Annotated in this window: 6 protein-coding genes; 1 reads left to right on the plus strand and 5 read right to left on the minus strand. The window is 73.9% G+C overall.

Annotated features, from left to right (window positions below; translation table 11 throughout):
* Window positions 1-60: 60 nt before the first annotated feature.
* The 5 genes from ACFVUH_RS31730 to ACFVUH_RS31750 form a co-directional block, all read right to left on the minus strand.
* Entirely contained in the window at window positions 61-5,085 is a 5,025-nt protein-coding gene (locus ACFVUH_RS31730; RefSeq protein WP_387916840.1) for a thioester reductase domain-containing protein, read from the minus strand.
* On the minus strand, window positions 5,072-11,575 hold the full coding sequence (locus tag ACFVUH_RS31735; protein ID WP_387916842.1) for an acyltransferase domain-containing protein: 6,504 nt from the start codon (window positions 11,573-11,575) through the stop codon (window positions 5,072-5,074). The genes ACFVUH_RS31730 and ACFVUH_RS31735 overlap by 14 nt, the downstream gene beginning before the upstream one ends.
* 17 nt (window positions 11,576-11,592) lie before the next feature.
* Window positions 11,593-15,036: a beta-ketoacyl synthase N-terminal-like domain-containing protein gene (locus tag ACFVUH_RS31740; protein WP_387916844.1), complete on the minus strand. Its 3,444-nt coding sequence runs from the start codon at window positions 15,034-15,036 to the stop codon at window positions 11,593-11,595.
* Between the two features lie 749 nt (window positions 15,037-15,785).
* Entirely contained in the window at window positions 15,786-16,976 is a 1,191-nt protein-coding gene (locus tag ACFVUH_RS31745; protein ID WP_387916846.1) for a serine hydrolase domain-containing protein, read from the minus strand.
* Window positions 16,977-17,360: 384 nt separating this feature from the next.
* Window positions 17,361-17,876, minus strand: a complete 516-nt coding sequence (locus tag ACFVUH_RS31750) for a hypothetical protein (protein WP_387916848.1) — start codon at window positions 17,874-17,876, stop codon at window positions 17,361-17,363.
* Window positions 17,877-18,258: 382 nt separating this feature from the next.
* Here ACFVUH_RS31750 and ACFVUH_RS31755 point away from each other — a divergent pair.
* On the plus strand, window positions 18,259-21,989 hold a 3,731-nt coding region (locus ACFVUH_RS31755), incomplete at its 3' end, for a hypothetical protein (RefSeq protein WP_387916849.1).

Below are 21,989 nucleotides of genomic sequence, written 5' to 3' on the forward strand. Positions count from 1 at the left end.
GAGTGGGACGGGGCCGGCCCTGCCCGCCGCTGCAGGGCGGGCGGGGGCAGGGCCGGCGGCTCAGCCGGCCGCCGGGCTCTCCATGAAGCCGCTGGCGGTGAAGGACTCCAGGTAGGTGCGCACCAGCGCGGCGTCCAGCGGCGGGCAGCTGATGCCCGTCCCCTCCAGCGCCGCCCGGGTGTCCTCGGCGGCGGACTTCGGGAGCCGGACGTCGTCGACCGCGTCGTTGAGGAAGGGCACCAGACCGAGCAGCGCCATGGTGCCGGCCTCGCGCCCGGTCACCTTCTCCTTCCAGCGGGCGAACGTCATCCGCTCCATCGGGTAGCCGTACTCCTCGACCAGGTCGAAGAATTCGATCCAGGTCAGCTTGGTGTCATTGACCAGGTGGAAGGTCCGCCCGCTCAGCTCCGGGCGCCCGGCCAGCTCCACCACCGCGCGCGCCACGTAGTCGATCGGCGCGGGCTGCAGCGGCATCTCCACGTGGTCGGGCGCGATGCCGGCCTCGGCGCAGCCCTTGATCACCATGCTCAGGTGGTCCAGCCGGTTGAACGCCCCGGAGCTGCTGTGCGGGCCCGAGTTGATGCGGTGGATGGTGACCGGCACCCCGCGCCCGTGCGCGGTGCGGACCATGTGCTCGGCGACCCACTTCGACTGCGCGTAACCGACCACCAGCGGGCCGCTGGTCAGCAGGTCCTGGCTCTCCGGCACGCTGTCGGCCTCGAACTCCTTGGAGGAGAACACCCCGACGGTGGAGATGAAGTGCACGGGCCTCGCCGCTCCGGCCGTCGCCAGCCGCAGCACTTCGCGGGTGCCGTCCACGTTGGCGGCCTCCAGGCCGCTGTAGGGGTACGTCCACTTCACGGTCGCGCCGCAGTGGAAGATGTCGCCGATCCGCGCGTGCAGGCCGGTGAACTCCTCCTCGCCGAGGCCGAACCGGGGCTTGGAGAGGTCTCCGACGACCGGCACGATCCGGGCCGCGGCATCGCCGACGTCGACCCCGTAGGTGGTCAGGTTGGCGAGCACCCGGCGGAGGGCGTGCTGCTCGTCGTCGGCCCGGACCAGGCAGTGCACCGTGCCCGGGCGCCGCTCCAGCAGTTCGGCGAGCAGGAAGGCCCCGACGAAGCCGGTGGCACCGGTGAGCAGGACGTCCTGCGGGGCGGTCCCGGCCGGCTCGGGCGGCACGGTGGCGGTGATCGACGCCTCCAGCTCCGCCTTCTCCACCATGTCCGCCACGGTCATCGAGCGCACCCGGCGGCTGCCGAGGCCGCGCGGGCGGGCCGCGGCCCGCGGTGCCGCGGGCGCGGCGGCGGCGGTTCCCGCGCCGGCCGTCGCGGCGGAGGCGGGGGCGGCCGGGGCGACGGCGGCGGCGGGCGCGCTGCCGGGCGACGGCTCCTCGCCCGCCGGGGCCGGTGCGGGAGACTGCTCCAGCTCGCCCGCGACCCACTCCGCGAGGTCGGTCAGCCGGCCGCCGCCGAACACGATCTCCAGCGGCAGGCCCACCTCGAAGTCGCGGTCCACCTGGCTCTTCAGCTCGGCGAGCATCAGCGAGTCGGCGACGGCCGTGACCTCGGTCCCGGGGTCGACCTCCTCCGGCGCGGAGCCGAGTACGGCGGCCAGCAGCCGGACCAGGTGCTCGGTGACCGCCCGCTCCCGTTCGGCGGGCTCCGCCGCGCGCAGCGCGGCCAGGTCCACCGGTCCGCCGGCTCCCGCGGCCCCCTCGGGCCGGCCGCTCGACACCATCCGCTCCAGCATGGCCTCGCTGACCGGACGGAACGACACCCCGCTCAGTTCGGCGACCAGCGAGCCGTCCGGCGCGGCCAGCCGCAGGTCCCCGGCCAGGGAGCCGTCGGCGGTCGCCCGGGTGACCACCGTGCACAGCACCTCGTCCGCCGCGACGGCGCCGTGCACGACCATCCGCTCGTAACCGGTGCCCAGGTGGACCGGGCGCTCGGCCCAGTCGGCCGGCTGCGGGTGCCCGGCGATCGCGACCAGTTGCACACAGGCGTCCAGCAGCAGCAGGTCGGCCCGGACACCGGCCGCGACACCCCTGGTCCGCGCGTCCGGCGGCACCAGCCGCCCGACCGCGACGCCCGGCCCCCGCCGGGCGGACTCCACCAGCTGGAAGCTCGGGCCGAGCCGGAACGCGGGGTGCCAGGCCCGGCGGTAGAACTCCGCGCCGTCCAGGGTGTCCTGGCAGCGCGTCCCGGCGTCCTCGAAGAGCGCCGCGGGTGTCACCTCGGCCGGGTCCCCGCCGGCCGGGGCCGCCGGGACGACCAGCGCCCGCAGGTGCTGCTGCCAGCCGGCCACCGGGTCCTTGCTGTGCACCCGGACCTCGGTCTTGCCGTCCGTCAGCGGGCCCAGCACCACCTGGACCGTGCGGGTGTCCTGGTCGGAGAGGACCAGCGGACGGGAGATCGTGAGGTCCTCGATCCCGACCGGTCCGTCGAAGGCCCGCTCGGCGCAGCGCAGGACCAGCTCCAGGTAGACCACGCCGGGCACCACGAGCCGTCCGTGCACCCGGTGCTCGGCGAGGAACGGCAGGGCGGCGAGGGAGAGTTCGCTCTCGCCGATCACCTCGCCGTCCGCCGTCTCCAGGATGTGCGGGCGCAGTGCGCGGCCGCTCCGCGAGGCGGTGGCGGTGCCCGCGGAGGTGTTCCGCGGCCAGTACTCCTGGCGCTGGAAGGGGTAGGTGGGCAGCTTGGCCGGGGAGGCCGGCCGGGTCACCACGGCGGACCAGTCGACCTCCCGGCCGCAGGCCCACACCTGGGCGAGCGACTCCAGCAGCACCCGGTGGGCCGAGGGCCCGTCGGCCGCCGGGGCCAGTCGCAGGACGTCCTGGTCCCCGCCGCCGACGGCGAGGGCGCCGGTGCCCAGTTCGAGGATGATCCCGACCCCGCTGTCCAGGGCCGCCGCCGGCGCCGCGTCGAGCGCCGCGGGCCTGTCCGGAGCGCTGTCCGCGGAGCGGTTCCAGTACTCGGCGGTGGCCACCTCGGGACCGGCCGGGCCGGTCCGGTGGTCGAGGACCAGGTCGACGGCCGGGATGCGCAGCCGTACGTCGGCCAGGTCGGCCGAGCGGCCCGCCAGGGCCAGCCGGGCACCGTCCGCGATGCTGAAGACGCCCGCGAGGGCCGCCGCGGCGTACGCGCCGGAGCCCTGGCCGACGATCACGTCCGGTTCGACACCGACCGAGCGCCACCAGGCTCCGAGCGCCACCGTGGCCGCGTAGCGCGCGGCCGGGCCGTCGCCGGCGGCCAGTTCCTCGCCGGGGACGCCGAGGGCGGCGGCCACCGCGTCCACGGTCGCGGTCACCACCGGCAGCTTCCCGTACAGGCCGTCGGCCCGGGCGCCGCTGTCGGTGGCCACGAAGGCCGCCTGCGGCACCGGCCCGGCACCGCGGCGACCGGTCACCACGCCGGGGGCGTCGGCCCCCTCGGCCACGGCGCGCAGTCCCTCCGCCAGGTCGGCGGAGGTCTCGACCACCACGGCGGCGCGGTCGCTGAGGTCGGCCCGGCCGACACCGGCCGACCAGGCGAGGTCGGCGGGCGTGAAGGCGTCGGCGGTGGCGGTGAACTCGGCCAGCCGGGCGGCCGATGCGCGCAGGGCCACCGCACCGGAGCCGGAGACCTTGACCACCACGGGCCCGTCCGGGGCCGGTTCGGCGGCGGTTTCCCGGACCGGCGGGGACTCCAGTACGACGTGGGCGTTGGTGCCGCCGAACCCGAAGGCCGACACACCCGCGATGCGCCGCTCCTGCTGCCAGCGGGTCAGCTCGGTCGGCACCGAGACCGGCAGATCCGCCCAGGCCACGTGGGGGTTGGGCTCGACCAGGTTCAGGTGCGGGGGGATCCAGCCGCGCTGGACCGTCAGCACCGCCTTGATGAACCCGGCGATGCCCGCCGCCGCCTCCAGGTGGCCGATGTTCGTCTTCACCGACCCCAGCGCCACCGGGCTGTCCGGTGCCCGGCCCTCGCCCAGCACCCGGCCCAGCGCCCGGACCTCGATCGGGTCGCCGAGCGGCGTGCCCGTCCCGTGCGCCTCGACGAAGCCGACCTCGGCGGCGGCGATCCCGGCCACCGCGAGCGCCCGCCGCACGACCTCCTGCTGGGAGGAGGCGCGCGGGACGGTCAGGCCGGAACTCTTGCCGTCCTGGTTCACGGCCGAGCCGCGGACGACGGCGAGGATGTCGTCACCGGCGGCGAGGGCGTCGGAGAGGCGCTTGAGCACGACCACGCCGGCGCCCTCGCCGCGGACGTAGCCGTCGGCGGAGGCGTCGAAGGTGCGGCAGAGCCCCTGGGCGGAGAGCATCCGGCCGCTGGACAGGGCGACCGAGGAGTCGGGGGAGAGCATCACGTTGACGCCGCCGGCCAGGGCCGTCCCGCACTCGCCCGCGCGCAGGCTCTGCACGGCCAGGTGCAGGGCCACCAGGGAGGAGGAGCAGGCGGTGTCCACCACCATGCTCGGTCCTTCCAGGCCCAGCACGTAGGAGAGCCGGTTGGCGCCGAAGTTCCCCGAGCTTCCCGTCGCCGAGTAGGCGTCGATCAGCGACACGTCCCCGGCGCCCAGGCGCTGGAAGTCGTTGCTGCCCATGCCGACGAACACGCCGGTGCGGCTGCCGCGCAGCGAGTCGGGTGCCACCCCGGCGTGCTCCAGGGCCTCCCAGGCCACCTCCAGCACCAGCCGGTGCTGCGGGTCGATGCCCGCCGCCTCGCGCGGCGGGATGCCGAACAGGCCGGCGTCGAAGCCCCGCACACCGTCGAGGAACCCGCCGTGGCGCACGTACATCCGCCCCGGTGCCCCGGCCTCCTCGTCGAAGAACTCCTCGATGTCCCAGCGGTCCTCGGGAATCCCGGTGATCCCCGAGCCCCCGCGGGCCAGGAACTCCCAGAAGCCCTCCGCGCCCGTCACCCCGCCCGGGAACCGGCACCCCACGCCGACGACGGCCACCGGCTCGTCACGGGCCTGCTTGGCCGCCGCCACCTCGGCGCGCGCGGCCTTGAGTTCGACGAGGGCGCGGCGCAGCACCTCCTGGCGTTCGGGCGCGACCGCCCCTTGGGTGACCATGGTCCGCTCCTCAGTTGTTGTCATGGTGGCTCTCCTGGTTCAGCTCGGACTCGAGGAGGTCCAGCAGCTCCGACTCGGACAGCTGGGCGAGTTCCGCCGACAGCTCGTCGACCTCGGCGCCCTGCTCCGGGAGCGGGTCGGCCAGGCCGAGGACCTCGCCGAGCAGGTACGCGCCGAGCGCGGTGACGGTGGGGTGTTCGAAGGCCACCGTGCCGGGCAGCTCCTCGCCCACCAACTGCTCCAGCCGGAACTTGAGTTCGACGCTCATCACGGAGTCCATCCCGGCCTCGAAGAAGCCGAGGTCGGCATCGATCCCGCTGCCCGGCTCCCGGCCCAGCACCTGCGCGACCTCGGCCTGCAGCGCCCGCTCCAGCAGCCTGGTCCGGGCGGCCCGGCTCTCCGCCTGACGCAGCCGGCCCAGCAGCATCGCGTCGCCGCCGGCCCGGCCGGCCGCGGCCCGGGTGCCGAGGTGGGTGAGCAGCGGGCGGCGCCGCTTGGCCTCCATGACCGGGCGGAACCTCGCCCAGTCCACCGGTGCCACGGTCAGCTGGTGGCGCCCGGAGCCCAGGGTGCGGCCCAGGGCGGCGAGGCCGGTCTCGTTCGGGAGGACGTACAGGCCCATCGACTCGAAGTACTGCTCGTGGTGGCCGGCCATCTCGCTCTCCTCCCACCAGCCCCAGTTCATCGCGAGGCCCGGCAGGCCCCGGCTGACCCGGTCGTGGGCCAGCACGTCCTGGAAGTAGTTGGCCGCCACGTAGTGGCCCGCGAGCGCGGAGCCCCAGACCGAGGAGGCGGAGGAGAACATCACGAAGAAGTCGGTCCCGCCGGCCGCGGTGAGCGCGTCCAGCACCAGGCTGCCCTCGACCTTGGGCCGCAGGACGTCCCGGAAGTGCTGCCAGTCCAGGTCCACGACGGCCCGGGGCTCGAACAGCCCGGCCGCGTGCACCACGCCCTTGACGGCCGGCCAGGGGGCGGCGGCGTCGAAGACCGCGGCCATCGCGGCGGCGTCCGCCACGTCGGCGTGCGGGGTGTGGACGCTGACGCCGGCCGCCCTCAGCTCGGCGAGCGTCGCCAGCAGCTGACGGTCCGCCTCCGGAAGGTCCGGGCCGTCCTCGGGGACGGGCCGCCGGCCCAGCAGCACCAGGTGGCGGGCACCGCGCCCGGCCAGCCAGCGGGCCACCCGCAGGCCGAGGATGCCCCGGCCGCCGGTGATCAGGTACGAGCCGTCCGGGCCGACCACCGTCGGCGAGGGTGCGACGGGCAGGTTCTCCACCCGGCGCAGCCGGGCCGCCTTGCGCAGGCCCGAGCGGTAGGCGACCTGGTCCTCGCCGTCGGGGGCGAGCAGCTCGGCGGCGATCGCCGCGGCCTCCCGCTCGGGGTCGGCGCCGGCCGGGTCGAGGTCGACCAGGCCGCCCCAGATCTCCGGGTGCTCCAGGCCGACGGCCCGTCCGAGACCCCAGGCGGGGGCGTGCGAGGCCGCCATGGCCGCGCCGTCGGTGCCGACGCCGCCGCGGGTGACCACCCACAGCTGGGGCGCCGGGGCGCCCGGGCGGGCCCGCAGCACCTTCGGTGCGAACAGCAGCGGCCCGCAGGCCAGCGCGAGCGCGCCGTCCAGCTCCGGGCCGGGCAGCCGCGGGTCCGCCGCGTCGTGCAGCGCGCCCAGGTGGACCAGGCCGCGCACGGACGGTTCCTCGGCCAGCGCCCCGGCGACCAGTTCGCGCAGCCGGTCCGGCCCGTCCTGGCAGAAGGCCGCGGCCGTGCCCGGCTCCGCCACCGTGAGGATCCTGGCCCGCGCGCCGTGGGCGGCCAGCTGCTCGGCGACCCGGCGGGCCAGACCGTGCTGGTCCTCGATCAGCAGCCAGGTGCCCGGGGAGCGCGCGGCGCCGCCCGGCTCCAGGACGGGCGGCTCGACCCGTTCCCAGTCCACCTCGTACACGTCCTGCGCGAGCGGGTCGGGCGCCTGCCCGTGCGGCACCGGCTTGCCCGGCAGCCAGTACCGCTGCCGCTGCCAGCGGTAGCCGGGCAGGGCGGCGGTGCTCGGCCCCTCGCCGTGCAGGGCCCGCAGGTCCACCGGCCGGCCGGCCACGTGCAGGGCTCCGGCGGCGTCCAGCATGGTCGTCCTGGCCTCGGCACCGGCCCGCATCGAGGCGGCCGTGCCGAGGCCGGCGACCTCGCCCTCCAGCGTCTGCCGGACCGCGGTGGACAGGACGGCGTGCGGACCGACCTCGAGCACCAGGGTGTTGCCCTCGCCGGCGGCGGCCCGCAGCGCGTCGGCGAAACGGACGGGCAGCGTCATGTTGTCCGCCCAGTAGCGCGCGTCCAGCGCGTCGGGGGCGGCGGCTTCGCCGGTGACCGTGGAGTAGAGCGGGACGCTGCGGCCGGCAGGCGTCAGCAGGCCCAGCGCGTCGACGAGTTCACCGCGCAGCGGGTCCAGGACGGGGGTGTGGAAGGCGTACTCGCCCGGCATCGCCATCCAGAACGCCTTGCGGCCGCGGACCAGCGCCTCCAGCGCGGCGACCTCCTGCGGCAACCCGCCGACCACCGTGTTGACCGGGCTGTTGACGGCGGCGACGAACAGCCGCCCGTCGAACGGCTCGATCAGCGTCCGGACCTCGGCGACGGGCAGGCCCACCACCGCCATCTGGCCCTGACCGTGGCTGCGGGCCATCACCCGGCCGCGGAGCACCGCGATCCGCAGGCCCTCCTCCAGCCCGAAGGCACCGGCCGCGACGGCCGCCGCGATCTCCCCGACGCTGTGCCCGACGACCGCGTCCGGCTCGACGCCCCAGGAGCGCCACAGCGCGGTGAGCGCCGCCTCCACCGCGAAGATCGCCGGCTGGGTCACCTCGGTGTCGTCCAGGCGGGAGACCTCGCGCGGGGCCTCCAGCTGCTCCAGCAGCGACCAGCCGGCCAGGTCCCGGACGATCTCCTCGCAGCGCAGCAGCACACGCCCGGCCACCGGGTCGGCCAGCAGGCTCCGGCCCATGCCGGCCCACTGGGATCCCTGGCCGCCGTAGACGAAGACCAGCCTGCTCCGGGCGGGCCGGGGCAGCACACCCTGGCGCACCTGGTGGCGCGCCCCGGTCAGCAGCTTGCCGAGCTGCTCGGCGGCCTGCGCCGGCGAGGAGGCCACCAGCGCCATCCGGGCCGCGAAGTGGTCGCGGCGGACGGCCGCCGTGCGGACCGTCTCGGCCCAGGCCGAGCGGCCCCGGACGGACCCGCCGTCCGCCAGGTACGTCCGGTACGCCTCGGCGGTCTCCCGCAGCCCCTCGGGGGTGCGGGCCGAGAGCAGCAGCAACTCCGGCCGCTCGTCGGCCTGTTCGCCCGGCTGTTCGTCCGCGCGGCGCCCGGCCGGCTCGGGAGCCTGCGCGAGCACCACGTGGGCGTTGGTGCCGCTGAAGCCGAAGGAGCTGAGCCCGGCGACCCGGTCCCGGCCGTCGGTGGTCCACGGCGTGAGCTCCGTCGGCACGGTGACCGGCAGCGCCGCCCAGTCCACCAGCGGGTTCGGGTCCCGCAGGTGCAGGTGCGGCGGGATCTGCCCGTGGTGCAGCGACAGGGCCACCTTGACCAGCCCGCAGATGCCCGCGGCGGCCTCCAGGTGCCCGACGTTGGTCTTGGCGGAGCCGACCAGCAGCGGCGGCGCCCCGCCGTCCTCGGGCCGCAGCGCCTCGGCCAGCGCCTGGACCTCCATCGGGTCGCCGAGCGCCGTCCCGGTGCCGTGCGCCTCCACGTAGCCCACCTCGTCGGGCGAGGTGGCGGCGTCGCGCAGCGCGTCGCGGATCACGGCCTGCTGCGCGAGGCCGTTGGGGACGGTCAGGCCGGCGCTGCGGCCGTCCTGGTTCACCGCCGTACCGCGCAGCACCGCCCAGATGTGGTCCCCGGCCGCCTGCGCGTCGGAGAGCCGCTTGAGCACGACCACGCCGGCGCCCTCGCCGCGGCCGTAGCCGTCCGCCGAGGCGTCGAAGGTCTTGCACCGCCCGTCGGGCGAGAGCGCCCGCAGCCGGGAGAGCCCGGCCGTGGTGGCCGGGGCCAGCATCAGGTTCACCCCGGCCACCACCGAGAGGTCCGACTCGCCGGAGCGCAGGCTCCGGACCGCGAGGTGGGCCGCCACCAGGGACGAGGAGCAGGCCGTGTCGACGGCCAGGCTCGGTCCCTGGGCGCCGAGCAGGTAGGACAGCCGGCCGGCCGCGACGCTGAAGGTGTTGCCGGTCGCCAGGTGGGCGCCGTCGTCGGCGGTGCCCTCCGCGACCAGCAGCTGCAGGTAGTCGGAGGTGTTGATGCCGACGTAGACCGAGGTGCGGGAGCCGTCGAGCTCGGTGGCGGTCACGCCCGCGTCGGCGAGCGCCTCCGAGGCCACTTCGAGCAGCAGGCGCTGCTGCGGGTCCATCCCGCGGGCCTCGCGGGCCGAGATGCCGAAGGCGTCGGCGTCGAACTCGTCGACCCGGGTGGTGAGGAAGCCGCCGCGCCGGGTGGAGGTCTTGCCGGTGGCGGCCGGGTCGGCGTCGTAGAACGCCTCCCGGTCCCAGCGGTCCTCCGGCACCTCGACGGTCGCGTCCCGGCCGTCCCGCAGCAACTGCCAGAACCCGTCCAGGTCGTTCGCGCCGCCGGGCAGCCGGCAGCCCATGCCGACGATGGCGATGGGCTCGGAGGGCGCGACAGCCGGTTCGGCGGCCGGCGGGGCGGCCTCGGGCTGCGGCACGGCCTCGTCGGGCTGCGGGACGGCCTCGCCGGGCTCGGCGGCGCGGGAAGCGGCGGCCCGCGGGGCGGCGGGCGCCTGCCGGAGCCGGCGGTCGGCCAGGTAGCCGGCCAGCCTGCCGATGGTGGGGTGGTCGAAGACGGCGGTGGTCGGGATGTCCCGGTCGATCAGGTCCTCCAGCCGGACCCGCAGGGCGACCACCATCGCCGAGGTCAGGCCGAGGTCGAACAGCCCGGTCTCGGCGTCGAGTTCGTCCGGGTCGGCGAGGTCCAGCAGGACGGCCAGTTCCTCCTGGAGCCGGCGGAGCAGGTCCTCGGGGGCGGGCTGCGCGGAGGCGGGTTGCGCGGTGGCGGGCCGCGCGGAGACGGGCCGCCCGGTGGCGGGAGCCCCGGCGGGCGCGGCCTGCGGCACCGGACCGGCCGGCCGTACGGCCGCGGGTCGGTCGGCGCCCTGCCGGACGGCCGGCGCGGGGCCGTAGTCCTGCCGCTGGAACGGGTAGGTCGGCAGCTTCACCGAACGGGCCGGGCGCGGGCCGACCGCCCGCCAGTCGACCGGGCACCCCTCGGTCCACAGACGGGCCAGCGAGCCGAGCAGCCCGCGGTGCGCGGAGCCGCCGGCGAACGCCGACGGGACGCAGACCGGCGCGCGGCCGGGTGCGGTGGAGGCCGCCGGGCCGAGCAGCCCGCCGGTGCCGAGCTCGACCAGGATCCGCACGCCCCGCTCCCACACGGTCCGCATCGCCTGCTCGAACCGCACCGGCTCGCGGGTGTGCCGGACCCAGTACCCGGCGGTGGTGATCTCCTCGTCCGCGAGCAGACCGGTGGCGTCGGACACCAGCGGCAGACCGGGGAGGTTCATCGTCAGCCCGGCGAACTCCTCGGCCAGCCGGTCCAGTACGGGCTCCATGGCGGCGGAGTGGAAGGCGTGCGGCACGGCGAGCCGGACACCGCGCACGCCGCGGCCGGCCAGCTCCTCCGCCACCGCCGTGACGGCCTCCACCGGGCCGCTGACCACGGTGTCGCGCGGCCCGTTGAGCGCCGCGATCCCGACCTCGCCCGAGACCAGCCGCTCGATCCCGGCCAGCTCCTCCGGCGCGCAGGACAGCGCCACCATCGCGCCGCCCTCCGGGAGTCCGGCCATCAGCCGCCCTCGGGCGGAGGTCAGCCGGGCGCCGTCCTCGACCGTGAACACCCCGGCGAGCGCGGCCGCCGCGTACGCCCCGACGCTGTGCCCGACCACGGCGGCCGGCTCCACGCCGACCGAGCGCCACCACGCCCCCAGCGCCACGGCGGCGGTGTAGAGCGCGGGTTGGGCCACCTCGGTGGCGGCCAGCGCCTGCCGCGCCTCCTCGCCGCCCGACAGCAGTGCGGACAGCGGCAGTTCGGTGACCGGGCCGACCACCGCGGCCACCGCGTCCACCGTCTCGGTCACCACCGGCACCCGGCCGTACAGGCCCGCCAGCACGCCCGCGACCTTGGCGCCGTGGCCCGGGACGACGAACGCCACCCGCGGTGCGGCGCCGACGCCCCGGCGGCCGGTGACCACGCCGGTGGTGCTGCCGCCCAGGGCCACCGCGCGAAGGCCCGCCGTCAGTTCCGTCCTGGTCGCGGCGACCACGGCCGCCCGCTCGCCGAGGTCCGCCCGGCCCACGCCGGCGGCCCAGGCCACCTGCTCCGGGGTGACCCCGTCGGCCGTGGCGACGAAGTCGGCCAGCCGTCCCGCCGCCGCCCTGAGGGACTCGCCCTCCGCCCCCGACACCTTTACCAGGACGGGGGAGCCGTCGGGGTCCGGCTGCCCGGCAGACCCATCTGGCGTCACGTCAACACTCCTGTCGATCATCGCGTTCCCTCCAGCACGACGTGTGCGTTGGTGCCGCCGAATCCGAAGGCGGAGACTCCGGCGATGCGCCGTTCCTGTTCCCAGCGGGTGAGCACGGTGGGGACCGCCACGGGCAGGTCGGCCCATTCCACGTGGGGGTTGGGTTCGACCAGGTTGAGGTGCGGGGGGATCCAGCCGTGGTGGACCGTGAGGACGGCCTTGATGAACCCGGCGATGCCCGCCGCCGCCTCCAGGTGGCCGATGTTGGTCTTCACGGAACCGAGCGCCACCGGGCTGCCGGGGTCCCGGCCCGCACCGAGGACGCGGCCCAGCGCCCGGACCTCGATCGGGTCGCCGAGCGGCGTGCCCGTCCCGTGCGCCTCGACGAAGCCGACCTCCGAGGCGGCCACCCCCGCCGCCGACAGCGCCCGCCGCACCACGTCCTCCTGCGCGCGGCCGCTCGGGGCGGTGAGACCGTTGCTGCGGCCGTCCTGGTTGACGGCGGAGCCGCGGACGACGGCGAGGATGTCGTCACCGGCGGCGAGGGCGTCGGAGAGGCGCTTGAGCACGACCACGCCCGCGCCCTCGCCGCGGACGTAGCCGTCGGCGGAGGCGTCGAAGGTGCGGCAGAGTCCCTGGGCGGAGAGCATCCGGCCGCTGGACAGGGCCACTGAGGAGTCGGGGGAGAGCATCACGTTGACGCCGCCGGCCAGGGCGGTCCCGCACTCGCCGGTGCGCAGGCTCTGCACCGCGAGGTGCAGGGCCACCAGGGAGGAGGAGCAGGCGGTGTCCACCACCATGCTCGGTCCTTCCAGGCCCAGCACGTAGGAGAGCCGGTTGGCGCCGAAGTTCGCCGAACTGCCGGTCGCCGAGTAGGCGTCGATCAGCGAGACGTCGCCCGCGCCCAGGCGCTGGAAGTCGCTGCCGCCCATGCCGACGAACACGCCGGTGCGGCTGCCGCGCAGCGAGTCGGGTGCCACTCCGGCGTGCTCCAGGGCCTCCCAGGCGACCTCCAGCATGAGCCGGTGCTGCGGGTCGATGCCCATCGCCTCGCGCGGCGGGATGCCGAACAGGCCAGCGTCGAAGTCCCGGACGCCGTCGACGAATCCGCCGTGGCGCACGTACATGCGTCCCGGTGCGCCGGCCTCCTCGTCGAAGAACTCCTCGATGTCCCAGCGGTCGCGGGGGATCGCGGTGATCCCCGAGCCGCCACGGGCCAGGAAGTCCCAGAAGCCGTCCGCGCCCGTCACCCCGCCCGGGAACCGGCACCCCACCCCGATCACCGCGATCGCGTCCTCGGCCCCGCCCCGGACCGTCGGCGCCGTCCGCGCCGGGTCCTGGGCCGGGTTCTGGGCCGGTTCCTGGGCCGGGGACGACGGGGCGTTCGCCGCCCGTAGTTCCTCGGCCAGTGCGCGGGCCGCGGCGGCCGGCGTGGGGTGCTCCCAGACGAGCGTGTCGGGCACGTGGTGCCCGAGCCAGTCGGAGAGCGTGCCGGCCAGCGAGACCGCCTGGATCGAGTCGATCCCGTACGAGGTGAACGACTCGTCGGCGGCCACCTCGTGCAGGCCGAGCCGGGCACCGGCGGCGATCAGCTCCCTGAGGCGGTCCTCGATCTCGGCGGCGGTCCTGGCCCGCACGGCGGCCGTCCCGCGGCCGTCGGCCGGCTGCCCGACCGGGGCCGGGGTCGGGGTCGGGGCCGGGGTCGCGGCCGGTTCCGGGGCCGCGGCGGCGGGGGCCGGACGGGCGGCCGCCGGACGGACCACGGGCAGCGAACCGTCCAGGTACTGGGCCTTGCACGCCCGGCGCTGGACCTTGCCGCTGGAGGTGGTGGGGATCTTGCGGGCCGGTACCAGCACCACGTCGTGCACCTGCAGTTGGTGCACCTCGGAGATCCGTCGGCGGATCGTCGTGGTGAGCCCGCTCGCCAGCTCGGCGCTCACCCTCCCGCGCGGCAGTTCCTGGACGACGACCAGCACGTCCTCGCCGTCCGCCTCGACCGTGAACGCCGCGGCCCGGACCGCCCCGAGCGAAGGGTCACTGTCGGTGCAGGTCGCCTCGACGTCCTGCGGATAGACGTTGCGCCCACGGAAGATCATCAGATCGGTGGCCCGGCCGGTGACGAACAGCTCGCCGTCCATCAGCACCCCGAGGTCGCCGGTGCGCAGGTACGGACCCTCGCCGTTCGCCAGCCGGAGGCCGAAGGTCTCCGCCGTCGCCTCCGGCGCCTCGAAGTAGCCGGCCGCGACGCTCTCCCCGCGGACCCAGATCTCCCCGACCTCGCCCGGCGGCAGCACCTCACCTCGCTCCCGGGCCACGATCGCCACCTCGGTTTCCGTCGCGACCTCGCCCGAACTCGCAAGCGACTGAACCGAGTTCAGGTCATGAGGTGGCCTGATCCGGCCCTGCTCCAGCTCCGGCTTCGAGACGTGGCGCACCAGCGGATCGCCCTGCGGCCGCGCGCCCGAGACCAGCAGGGTGCTCTCCGCCAGCCCGTAGCACGGGTAGAAGCTGCTCCGGCGGAATCCGCAGCGCTCGAAGGCCGCCGCGAAGCGGTCCAGCACCTCCGGCTGGACCGGCTCGGCCCCGTTCAGCGCGGAGACCCAACTCGACAGGTCCAGCCGGTCCTTGACCTCGTCCGTCACCCGCTCGACGCACATCCGGTAGGCGAAGTTCGGTGCCGGGCTGACGGTGCCGCGATAGCGGCTGATCGCCTCCAGCCACACCGCCGGTTCCCGGACGAAGGACACCGGGGCCATCAGAGTGACGGTGTAACCGGTGTGGATCGGGCAGATGATGCCGCCGATCAGCCCCATGTCGTGGTACGGCGGGAGCCAGCTCACCGACTGGCTCTCGACGGTGAGCCCGAAGGCCTCCTGTGCGGCCCGGGCGTTGGCGATCAGGTTCCGGTGGGTGACGATCACCCCCTTCGGGGTGGCGGTCGAACCCGAGGTGTACTGCAGGAACGCGGTGTGCTCACCGGTGAGGGGCGGAGCGCTCCAGTCGTCCTCCCGGCCGTCCAGCACCCGGTCGTCGGCGGGCAGCCAACGGGCCCGCGACAGCGGGGACACGAGGGCGTCGCCGGCCGTGCCGTCGCCGATCGCCGGGGCGATGTCCGCCAGGCCGGAGGACTCGTCCGTGAGCACGATCTGCGCACCCGAGTTGAGGGCGATCGCCTGTACCCGACCGACGTGCTTGGCCGTCCCCGGCGGATAGGCCGGCACCGGGACGAATCCGCCGTAGAGGCAGCCGAAGAAGTAGGCCACGTAGTCCAGCCCCGGCGGGCAGAGCATCAGAACCCGGTCTCCCGGGGTGCCTTCCGCCCGCAGGGTGACGGCAACGGCTCGTGCCCAGGCGTCCAGCCGGCTCCAGGTCAGCAGCGATTCCTCCGGCTGCCCGGTGCCCGAGAAACTCAGGAATCGGTATCCGACCTGGTCGGGCTGATGCTCGGCCCGGTACCGCAAGAGTTCGACAAGCGTCCCGGCCGCTGATTTTGGGCGCGTCGACATCGGCTCTCCCCCCATGCGCAAATGAATGTTGGTGATTCCGGACGGTTCGCCGCAGGAGCCCGTTCCCGAGCCCCCTGAAATGGGCCGGGCGCTGCGGCGTGCAGTTCTGGACAGCATGACGACGGCCCCGCATGCGGGAGCCGGTGAATCAGAGCAGGAAGAAGGGTCTTGAAATCCCGAAAGCGCCTTTGCGTGCAATCGGCCAGGGAAAGTTCCCGGCAGAGACATAAGTAGCGAAAAGGAAACCCGGAGCAAGTGCCGCTCACAGACCGCGGTACGTATCTTCACCCCGTTGTACCGCAACCAGGCCGCGGCCAGGCTATGAGCAGTACTTGCAGCCTGTCAAGAAATAAAGATCCCGCCGAGCTTGTATGACACTGCGTCAACTAGCGTCCTTGGAAACCTACTTCATGACACATGAAAGCGGGTAAACATGCGGTAAGCGGCTGGTTGACGAGGTCGTCGACGCGGCGGTCGCGGCGGATCGAATGGGCCGGCGAACGCCTTCTGTCCCGGCCGGGCACGGGATACGCTCGTGCCCGGGAGTGTTCGGCCTTGTCATCGGCCCGCGCCGACGGCAAGGCGAACACCGCGCGTGCACCGCTATTTCTGTCGTGTCCATGGCATTAAATGGGGGACCAATGAAACGGCTTTCGGCCCGGCGCTCCCGTGCGACTTGAGCGAATTCCCGGCGGCCCGGGAATCTAGGCGGTCCGGCCGGTGCAGGCCGCGGCGGTCACCAGGGCGGTGAAGGCGGCCGCGGAGGCGTCCGGTCCACCGGAGTCGTACGGGTTGCGCGAGAGCACGACCTGGCGCTTCCCGGTGTCGTCGCTGAGCATGACGCTGCTGTAGCCGATGCTGTCGCCGCGGTGGCCCCAGAAGTCTCCGCACGGAGTGGGTGTGCGTTCCAGGCCGAGGCCGTAGTCGGCGCCGAGGCCGAGGCCCGTGGTCCGCTTCATCTCGGCGAGCTCGGCGGATCCGAGCAGCCGGCCCCCGAGCAGGGCGGCCATGAAGGTGGCGAGGTCGGCGGTGGTGGAGATGCCGGCGCCGGACGGGCCGGCGATGCTCGGGTTGAACAGCGTGATGTCCACCGGGCCGCCGGGCAGACTGGCGTAGCCGTGGGTGTGGCGGCCGGGCACGGTGGGGTCGTTCTCCGGCATCGTGGTCTCGCGCAGGCCGAGCGGCCGGATGATCCGGCGGTCCACCTCCTGCTGCCAACTGCGGCCGGTGGTCCGCTCGATGAGCATGCCGAGCAGGATGTAGTCGGTGTTGGAGTAGTGCCAGTCCTGCCCCGGCGGGAAGTACGCCGGGTGGGACTCGGCGACGGCGACGAGCTCCGCCTGCGTCCACGACTTCCAGCGGTCGGTGCTGAGCCACGTCCGGAAGGAGGCCTCGTCCTCATAGGCGAAGGCCGGATCCGAGGTGTAGTTGAAGATGCCGCCGGTGTGGTTGAGCAGTTGGCGGAGGCTGATCGCGGCTCCGTTGTGCACGACGCCGGGCAGGTGCTTCTCCACCGGGTCGTCCAGGCCGATCCGGTGCTCCGCGACCAGCTGGAGGACGACCGTCGCCACGAAGGTCTTGGTGGCGCTGCCGATCCGGAAGCGGTCGCGGGCCGCGGCGGGCTCGCCGGTGGTGAGGTCGCCGGTTCCGGCCGCGCCCCTCCAGAGGGTCCGGCCGTTCTCGCTCACCCGGCCGAGCGCGGCGGTGGCACCGCCCGGCGCCACCACCGCCTGCAGGCCGGCGTCCAGCGCCGCCCGGTCGACCCGCCGTTCCGCGTCCGTCACCGGGCCGGCGGTGCCCTGCGCCTGCGCCGCCGGGACCATGCCGATCACCAGGCCCGCCCCCGCCAGCGCGACCGCCGCCAGGCGGACGGCTCCGTTCCTTGACGTCCCCACTGCGCCAACCTCCCCTTGGCCGGGCGGAAGGTGTCTACAACTCCCGCCATTCGTCCGGTGGTTGAAACTCTCCCAGCACCCGGATGACTGTTCGTCAGACCGGGGTCCGACCTCTTCTCCCCATCAAGTCGCACGGCTTCGGCCGGGCGACTACGCCTTGGGGAGGGGGTGGCCCCCGACCGGCTCCCCGGGGTGGTGTCCCGATCCCCTAGGGGATGCCCGCCGCCGGGATCGGGGTTGGCCGTCTCCCTCGCCGGTATCCGGCTGCGGCGCGAGCAGCCGCGTCCGTCGGCCCGGGTGCACGTGGGGCCCGGCCCGTGCGGAACGGCCGGAGGCGGTTCGCTCGTGGAGAGCGGACCGCCTCCGGCCGTTCCCGTGGCGCGGTCAGCGCACCCAGCCGGTCATGCTCTGGCCGACGGTCTGGACCTTCCCCGCCGGGCGCGGCCGTGCGCCGGCGTCCACCGCGCCCGCCACCGCCCGCACCAGCCAGGCGTTGACCGACAGCCCCTCGCGGCCCGCCGCCTCCTCGGCGCGCGCCTTGAGGTGGGCCGGCAGTCGCAGGTTGACGCGGGCGGTGGCGCCCTCCTCGCCGTCGGCGGGCACCGGCACCGTGAACGGTTCGACCGATGCGGCCGGCTCCGCGGGCCCGGGGGCGGCCGGCGGGAGGGTCACCACGAAGTCGGGGTCCAGCCCGCGCAGCCGTACGTCGACCGAGCCGGGGGCCAGCTCGCGGGTGATCTCGTCCGACGCGGCGGAGAGCACGTTGAGCATGGTCAGCCGGGCCGCCGACTCCAGCGGCGCGGTGAGCCGCTCGGCCAGCGCGCGCGCTTCCTCCCCGCCGGCCTCGGCGGCCACCGCGAGTTCGCGACGCAGATTCTCGACATACGGAGTGAGGTCCATGGCGCCATGGTGGCACCATCATGGCGCCATGCGCAAGCCGGGTGGCGTCGCCCCGGTCGGACCTCCGGCATGCGGAGCTCCGGTCACGCGCAGTGGCGATCACTCGGTCCGACCGGTTTTCCGTCAAGCCGTGGCACCCGTCTGAGTGCTCCTGGGTGGCCGCAGAGTGAACCTGAGCTTTGTCATACAAATCGGACGCCTCGTCAGAACATCATCAACTCGAACTGTGCTCTTTCTGGCTTCCCTTCCCCGCCATCCCCCGAACACGAGCGCAGGGTCGAAAGGACTTCTGATGACGCGCTGTCCGCCCACACCCCCGGATCAGGGTCAGAGACCTGACGGACGCTCCGCCCACCGACCACCGGGCCGGCTCGTCACGCTGGTGGCGGCCTTCGCCGCCGCCGTCGCGTCGCTGACCACCCCGGCCCTCGCCATCGGCCACGCCGCCGCGGTGACCGACCGCCCCGCCGCGGCACACCCATCGGACCGTCAGGGAGACCGGCAGGGCCGGCAGCAGCCGGTGACCCTGGAGAAGACCGGCACCGACATCACCACCGGCAGCACGACCACCACCACCCACGGCGACACCATCCGCTGGGTCGTCTCCGCCACCAACCCGGACAACGTGCCGGTCTCCACCACCGTCACCGACCCCATCCAGGGCGGCCCGGGCAGCACCCCCCAGTCCCAGACCTACGTGCCCGACACGCTCCAGGCGCCGCCGGGCTTCACCAGGCAGTGGTCCACCGATGGTGGCGCCACCTTCTCCACTACCGACCAGGGCCCGGCCACCAACGTCGTCCAGGCGACCAACCCGAGGCTCTCCGCACCGGCCACCGGCAGCGTGGTCCAGATCCCGCCGCCCCTCACCCCGGTCAACACGGCCACCGGCGGTGACGGCTTCACCCCCATCCTCTACACGGCCACGATCAACGGCGTCGCCACGCCCGAGGCCTGGAACATCTACCACCACGGGTACTCGAACACGGCCAGCGTGGTCTGCACCGACCTGCTGTCCAACGGCCCCTGCCCGACCCCGAGCGGCGCCCCCGCCAGCTGGCCCCAGCCGCTGAACTCCTCGGCGCCCAACGGGACCACCGGAGACCTCGGCAGCACCCGGACCCCGACCTACGTGCAGTCCGGCTCCAAGCTGTACTACGCCGCCGTCAGCCGGGTCACCCCCGAGCTCATCGGCATCGGCTGCATCGACCTCCAGGCCCAGGCCAGCTGTGGCTTCACCCCGCTCCAGGAGGGCACCGGCACGGTCATCGGCGGTGTGGTCGAGGTCCCCGGCGGGTTCGACTACGTCGTCTCCGGCACCGGCGAGATCCTCTGCTACGACCGCGCCGCCAACGCCCCCTGCGGCACCTTCGACATCGGGCTGCCCCCGAACGAGGGCCAGGGCGGCTTCCCCGGTGACTACGTCGGCACGATGACGGTCATCAACGGCAAGGTCTACGTCACCGACAACCAGCGGGCCCCGCTGCCGTCGCTGATGGGTTGCTTCGACCCGGCGACCGGCCTCGCCTGCGCCGGCTGGACCGTCCCGAAGACCTTGGTCACCCCCCTCGGCGTCGACCCCGCCCGGGTCGACAACGTCTTCGCGATCTACAACTCCTCGGGCACGGCCATCGGCGTCTGCACCGTGGTGGGCGGCGTCGAAGGGCGGGTCACCCCGCCGGTCGGCACCGTCGTCTGCTTCGACTTCGCGGGCGACCCGATCGCGGCGCCCCCCGGCCTGCAGACCCTGGTCAGCACCAACGTCGCCCCCGGCGAGGCCAACTACCAGGTCCCGCTGACCATCACCGCCCCCAACGGGCACCTGGAGACCGAGTTCCCGTTCTGGATCTACCAGGGCAACACCCCGACCCTGAACAGCTCCGAGTTCTGCTACGACTGGAACACCCAGGCCCCCTGCTCCCAGTACGGGACCAACGGCGTCGTCAACGGCCCGCTCAACGTCAACGGCGGCAACACCAGCCCCTACGGCTTCGCCTACGACGGCCAGTGCAAGTACAGCCTCGGCGACACCGGCGTCCTGTTCTCCATCGACCCGATCACCGGTGCCTCGCCCTGCCTCAAGACCAAGGCCCAGAGCACCATCAACCCGTCGGCGTACTACTGCGACGGGGCGACCGGGCACGTGAGGTCCTACGGGACGGTCAGCCTCGTCGGCATCGATCCGACGACCGTCGACTTCGCCAACTCCACGGTGACCGTGCTGTCCGCCGGCGGCACCCCGATCGGCACCTTCCCGTTCGACCCGGCCACGGGCACGGCGGACATCTCCTCCGTCCCGATCGCCGATCAACCGATCCAGGTGATCGGCAACATCGACCTCGTCAACGGCTCGTCCTTCACCCCGGACAACCACCCGCTGATGCAGGTGACCTTCGTCGGCGACGCCCCGCAGATCTGCTACGAGACCAAGGTGACCACGGACTGCTCCGTCACCTCCATCTCCAACCAGGCCTACGCCGTCACCGACGGCGGGATCCCCGTCACCTCCAACACCGTCACCTTCGAGGTGACCCCGGGCCCGGAGTGCGCCCCGAAGCTGGAGATCAACAAGGAGATCTGCACCTCGGCGAACGCCGCCGACTGCGCGAGTGGCGGCCCCGGTCCATGGGCGAAGAACGCGACGCTCGTACCCGGCGGTACCGCCCACTGGCGGATCACGGTGACCAACACCGGCGCGACCCCGATCACCGGGATCACGCTGGCGGACAGCGTCTCGCCCTCGTGTGTGACCGCTGCGGGGACCTTCGATCTCGCGGTGGGGGCGTCCCACCAGGTCTTCTGCGACCTGGCGAACATCACCCAGCACACCGTGAACACCGTGACGGCCTCCTTCCCCGGCCCGGGTGGGGAGATCATCACCACGCCTCCGTCCGAGGCGACGGCGGACGTGCAGTCGCTGGAGATCAACAAGGAGGTCTGCACCTCGACCAACGCGGCCGACTGCGCCGAGGGTGGTGCGGGTCCGTGGGCGAAGGGCACCACGGTCGTGGCCGGGAGCACCGCGTACTGGCGGATCACGGTGACCAACACCGGGACCGTTCCGGTGAACGGGATCACGCTGGCGGACAGTGTCTCGCCGTCGTGTGTGACCGCTGCGGGGACCTTCGATCTCGCGGCGGGCGCTTCTCACCAGGTCTTCTGTGATCTGACGAACGTCACGCAGCACACCATCAACACGGTCACGGCATCGTTCCCCGGTCCTGCCGGGGAGGCGATCACGACGCCGCCGTCGGAGGCGACGGTGGAGGTGACGCCGCCTCCGCTGCCGGAGCTGAGCATCAACAAGGAGGTCTGCACCTCGACCAACGCGGCCGACTGCGCCGAGGGTGGTCCGGGTCCGTGGGCGAAGAGCACCACGATCCCGTCCGGCAGCACCGCCCACTGGCGGATCACGGTGACCAACACCGGCACGATCCCGGTCACCGGGATCACGCTGACGGACAGTGTCTCGCCGTCCTGCGTCACGGCCGCCGGCACGTTCGACCTCGCGGTCGGCGCGTCGCGTCAGGTGTTCTGTGACCTGGCGAACGTCACGCAGCACACGGTGAACACCGTGACGGCGACCGCCCCGAGTCCGGACGGCCCGATCACGACCCTGCCGTCGGAGGCGACTGTTGATGTGCCGGCGGTTGTTCCGTCGGTGAGTATCAACAAGGAGGTCTGCACCTCGACGAATGCGGCTGACTGTGTCGAGGGTGGTGCGGGTCCGTGGGCGAAGGCCACGACGGTTCCGTCCGGGAGCACGGCGTTCTGGCGGATCACGGTGACGAACACGGGCACGGTCCCGGTCACGGGGATCACGCTGTCGGACAGTGTCTCGCCGTCCTGCGTCACGGCTGCCGGGTCGTTCGATCTGGCGGTGGGTGCTTCTCACCAGGTGTTCTGTGACCTGGCGAATGTCACGCAGCACACGGTGAACTCGGTGACGGCCTCGTTCCCGGGTCCGGAGGGTCCGATCACGACGCCGCCGTCGGAGGCGACTGTTGATGTGCCGGCGGTTGTTCCGTCGGTGAGTATCAACAAGGAGGTCTGCACCTCGACGAATGCGGCTGACTGTGTCGAGGGTGGTGCGGGTCCGTGGGCGAAGGCCAC

This window comes from Kitasatospora sp. NPDC058032 (assembly GCF_042885845.1).
Lineage (GTDB): Bacteria > Actinomycetota > Actinomycetes > Streptomycetales > Streptomycetaceae > Kitasatospora.

Excerpts from the sequence above, each read along its gene's own strand:
- ACFVUH_RS31730 (WP_387916840.1), bottom strand. The coding sequence starts at position 5,085 with ATGACAACAACTGAGGAGCGGACCATGGTCACCCAAGGGGCGGTCGCG.
- ACFVUH_RS31750 (WP_387916848.1), bottom strand. The coding sequence starts at position 17,876 with ATGGACCTCACTCCGTATGTCGAGAATCTGCGTCGCGAACTCGCGGTG.